Here is a 3,914-nt window from a genome sequence, read left to right on the forward strand (position 1 = left end):
TGGATCTGGGTGAACACGGTCCCGATCGTCTGGTGACCAGAACGACAAGAGCCGTGTAACGAGAGATTGTTACGCACGGTTCTGTGGGAGCCCCGGGCTGAGATGCCCGGGGCGACCCGACCGGCCGTACCCCATGGTGGCCGACCGCGGCCTGGCCTGATGGCGACCAGTGCCGCTCATGGGGCGAGGCGCTGGGAGTCGATCTCAGCGCCTCACCTGTCTCGCGACAAGATCGCGCAAATGGTCGGCCATCGCCCCGGACCCGGCCATCCCCTGCATGCGCCCCCGCGCTACCCTGATCGAACAGACTTTCGGCCAGGAGGTGGTGGGAGTGACAGCGGTGCCCGCACCGCAACCGGTGAAGATCCTCCCGGACGGAACCGGCTTGCTGCACCGGCTCCGCATCCTGCCGGACGGCACCCGCGAAGCCTACGTCTCCTGGGTCGGGATCACGACCGGCTTCAAGGGCGGACTCGTCGATCACGACCCGGAATGGATCCCCGAAGTTCGTATCCGCCGCATGAGCGGCACCGACTACAGCGCTATCGACGCAGCGATCGAAGACGTCGGTACCACGCCCGGCAGCACCGGCGGCACCGCTCCTGCAACTGGCCTCGCCCGTTGCGCGCCCCCCGGGTGGCCGCCGCAGGTGCTGCCGCCGGACGACCCAGAATGGGTGCGGTCGGCAACCTCGTGGCTGCTGGACATCCTGCCGCCGGACTACCGGACCCACGCCGCCATCGTCGCGATGCCGCGCGTGCTGGCGTGGATGGCGGCGACTCACGTCGATCGCTATCAAGCGGCGACGCAGCAGGGGTATCGCACAGCCGCCGTGGACCTACGCGCTTTCGATTCGCCTGAGGTGATCGAGCAGGTGCTCGACGTGTACCGGGCGGAGAAAGATCGCCTGGCCACGGTGCGGGAGGGCATCCGAGCTGTCCGCCGGTCCCTGGCCACGCAGGCACGCTGAGCAAATCGGGTGCACGCACGACCTGGAGGCCTTGGTGCGCCTGTATCGAGTACATGCCCCTTCCCGAGATCGTGCGGGTCGTCCGGAATCCCGAGGAGCACGACCCTGGCGGCCATAAGGAAGTCGATCGAGAAGTTCGGTTATCTTTGGTGACTCCCAGTCGTACAGCAAGTACTTCAAGTAGTGTTGGCGGCTACTTGACGCACAGTATCTGGGGTCCGTACGGCATGTTGGGCAGGTCAGGTACGCCCATGGTGTGAAGATCAGCCAACGTGCCACACGTGAAAAAAGGTCATCTCGCTCTGACCTGCGAGAAGAGGCCGAGAACCCAAGATAACGATGGGGCCAGGGCGCGCGCCGCACCAGCAGTGTTGATCAACCGGGGTTGTTGGCCCGCCAGTCCTGGATCTTCTTTTGCTGGTCTTGGAAGAAGCTGCTCACCTGGTTGCCGTGTTCGGAGACGTTCGTGATTATCTTCCGATAGAAGTCGATCACATCGGCGCCCCTGTCACCGAAGAAGTCGCTGGCCTTGTCCCACGCCGCGACCAACGCGTCCCCCAGGTCGTCGTCGTCGGAGTAGGCGTCCAGGATTTGGAACAACTTATCCACTAACGCATCGGACAAGTCGTTCCACCTGCGCTTGTAATCCTCCAACTGTCTGCGGAGTAGATGTTCGAGGTCAGTGCGGGACCAATCGCCATTGAGGCACTGCTGCACAGCAGGGGGCACGACGGCCATGTTCTCGATGACTAGCTCCAGGTTGTCCGCCGCGAAGGCGTCGAGGGCTTCCCGGGCCTCGGCGGGAAGATCGGTCACCTTAGCTGTCGAGATGCGACTGGGGAGGACATGCCTCGCCGGCGGCGTGCGCCCCGCGGCGACCTCGGCCATGTGAAGCTTGCCGTGTTCGTGGATAGAGCGGACCAGATTCTCAGAGTCCGCACCGCTGAGGGCCGAGGCCATGCTGTCTCCTTTGGCTAGGTGTCAAGCCGCCGCCAGCGCGCGGCTCCGGGTTTCGCTCTCGCAGGATGTTCCGCCTTCACCCAAGCAACCCAGAAGCGATCTGTCCATCCAGCGGTCAAGCGCATCAGCCAGACTGGATGGACCTCTCGCCGATCCACCGGCGCGACAGCCGCCGCAGCCAGCCTACTTTTCTTACATGGCTTAACGACCTTCAAGCTGGTGACCAGCTACTTCGCTCAAGAACGCTAGCTAGCAATGGGACACACGTTCGAGGCAACATGGTGTGAAGATCAGCCAACGTGCCACACGTGAAAGAAAAGATCATCCCGCTCTGACCTGCAAGAAGAGGCCGAGAACCCAAGATAACGATGGGTGCAACCGTCGCCGGCATGCAGGAGGAGAGCCTTCGTGGTGGGTGGCGATGGCGGTTCCACAAGATGATCATCTGCGAAGCACGGTTGAGCCGTTCGGTGATAGCTCGCCTGGCGGTGTGCCGGACGTGGTGTGCGTGCGCCCTGAAGGCGGAGGGCTCATTGAACCTCACCGGCCGCGGCTCGGCCTGCCTCGTAGCCTTCCGCATCAGATCCAGCACCAGGCGGACGCACTGCGGATCCATGCTGGCCAGCGCGTTGATCCGTCGCTAGTCCTGTGGACCGGGACGCACACCCAGTTGGTCGAACGTGGCGACGATGAACTGCAGGTTCCGGTCACGCCGCCGCCTCGGGCAGGCTCGTCATGTGTAAGGACGCGCCGAATGGCAGGTGTCTCGCGAAGTGCTGCATGCTGGCGGGCTGGTGGTCATCGGTGGGGTGGCAAGCATGGTCAGGCATATTCCTCTGCGGTGGGTGCTGCAGGGCTTTTCTCATCGAGGAGCGCGGCCCAGAGCGATCGCCAGGCGGTGGTCGGCGCGGTGGGCGGGACTGCGCTCCAACTGGTCGACGTGCAGGTAGGCCTGCGTAGTGCGGGGGTCAGCGTGGCCGAGCAGGGCCTGGACGACGTCGAGGGGCTCGCCGGCCTGCAGCAGCGCGGTGGCCACGCTGTGCCGGATGGAGTGCAGGCTGAGCGTGCGCGGGTCGGGGATGCCGACCTTCTCGGCCAGGCGCTGAACGAGCGCCAGCACGTAGGAACGCTGCAGCGGCAGCCCGGTGCGGGTGACGAACAGCGGCCCGGGCGCGGTGCCGCGCTCGGCCAGGTAGGCGTCCAGCAACTGGCCGGTGGTGGCGGCGATGACGACGCGGTGGTCACGGTCGCCTTTGGCCGGCAGTGTGAGGATGCGCTGGGCGCCGGCATGGCCGAGCGCGTCCACCTGGACGCCAGTCAGCTCCGAGATCCGGCAGGCGGTGCCCTTGAGGAGGGCGACGACGGCGGCGGTGCGCGCGCTCTCGTGCTCGACGGCGTAGGCAACGAGGTCGTCGAGCTGGGCCTCGGTGAGATGCCGGGTGGCCTTGCTGCGCCGTTTGGGCAGTTCCATCCCGTCGAACGGGTTGACCGTGGCGGCCTCGGCACGGATGAGGTAGCGGTACCAGCTCGACAGCGCCGACAGGCGGCGGCGCCGGGTGCCGGGCTCGTAGCCGGCGTGCCGCATGGCGGCGGCGAACAGGTCGGCCTCCAGATAGGGCACGGCCGTCAGGTCGAGGCCGCGGGCCTGCATCCACCACAGCCACCAGGAAGCCTCCTTGATGTAGGCCTGCTGGGTGCGGGGGGAGGAGCGGCGCTCCGACAGCAGCCAGCCCGCGGTGGCGGCCAGTACCTGCTGTCCGGCCTGGGCGGTGCGCAGCAGCTCCGCCAGGCTCGCCGCGTCGCGGGCGGGCGGGGAGGTCCCCTTGGGCGGCAGCTGGACGGGCAGGCGGGTGAGCGGGATCAGCTCGGCGAAGTCCTCGCCGTCGTCCTCATCCTGGGCGGTGGCCGGGCTGTCCAGAATGAGGACGCCCGAGCCGGTCAGGGCGACCAGATCGTCGCGTGGGTCATCGGCGGAGGCGGGGGA

The 3,914-nt window shown here is 66.5% G+C and carries 3 protein-coding genes; 1 reads left to right on the plus strand and 2 read right to left on the minus strand.

What is annotated here, in order from left to right; translation table 11 throughout:
- The first annotated feature begins 277 nt into the window (after window positions 1–277).
- Complete coding sequence (locus GUY59_RS46360) at window positions 278–970, plus strand: hypothetical protein (protein ID WP_138208704.1); 693 nt, start codon at window positions 278–280, stop codon at window positions 968–970.
- A 375-nt stretch (window positions 971–1,345) separates the two neighbouring features.
- Here GUY59_RS46360 and GUY59_RS46365 read toward each other — a convergent pair whose 3' ends face one another.
- Together GUY59_RS46365 and GUY59_RS46370 are read right to left on the minus strand one after the other, a co-directional pair.
- Complete coding sequence (locus tag GUY59_RS46365) at window positions 1,346–1,930, minus strand: hypothetical protein (protein WP_138208705.1); 585 nt, start codon at window positions 1,928–1,930, stop codon at window positions 1,346–1,348.
- Between the two features lie 862 nt (window positions 1,931–2,792).
- Window positions 2,793–3,914 (minus strand): tyrosine-type recombinase/integrase (locus GUY59_RS46370; protein WP_161715113.1); only part of this gene is annotated, 1,122 nt, incomplete at its 5' end.

It is taken from the genome of Nonomuraea sp. K271, assembly GCF_009908215.1.
GTDB lineage: Bacteria > Actinomycetota > Actinomycetes > Streptosporangiales > Streptosporangiaceae > Nonomuraea > Nonomuraea longispora.

Bases quoted from the DNA above. Each gene is read 5' to 3' on its own strand.
- GUY59_RS46360 (WP_138208704.1), top strand. From the start codon at position 278: ATGCGCCCCCGCGCTACCCTGATCGAACAGACTTTCGGCCAGGAGGTG.
- GUY59_RS46365 (WP_138208705.1), bottom strand. From the start codon at position 1,930: ATGGCCTCGGCCCTCAGCGGTGCGGACTCTGAGAATCTGGTCCGCTCT.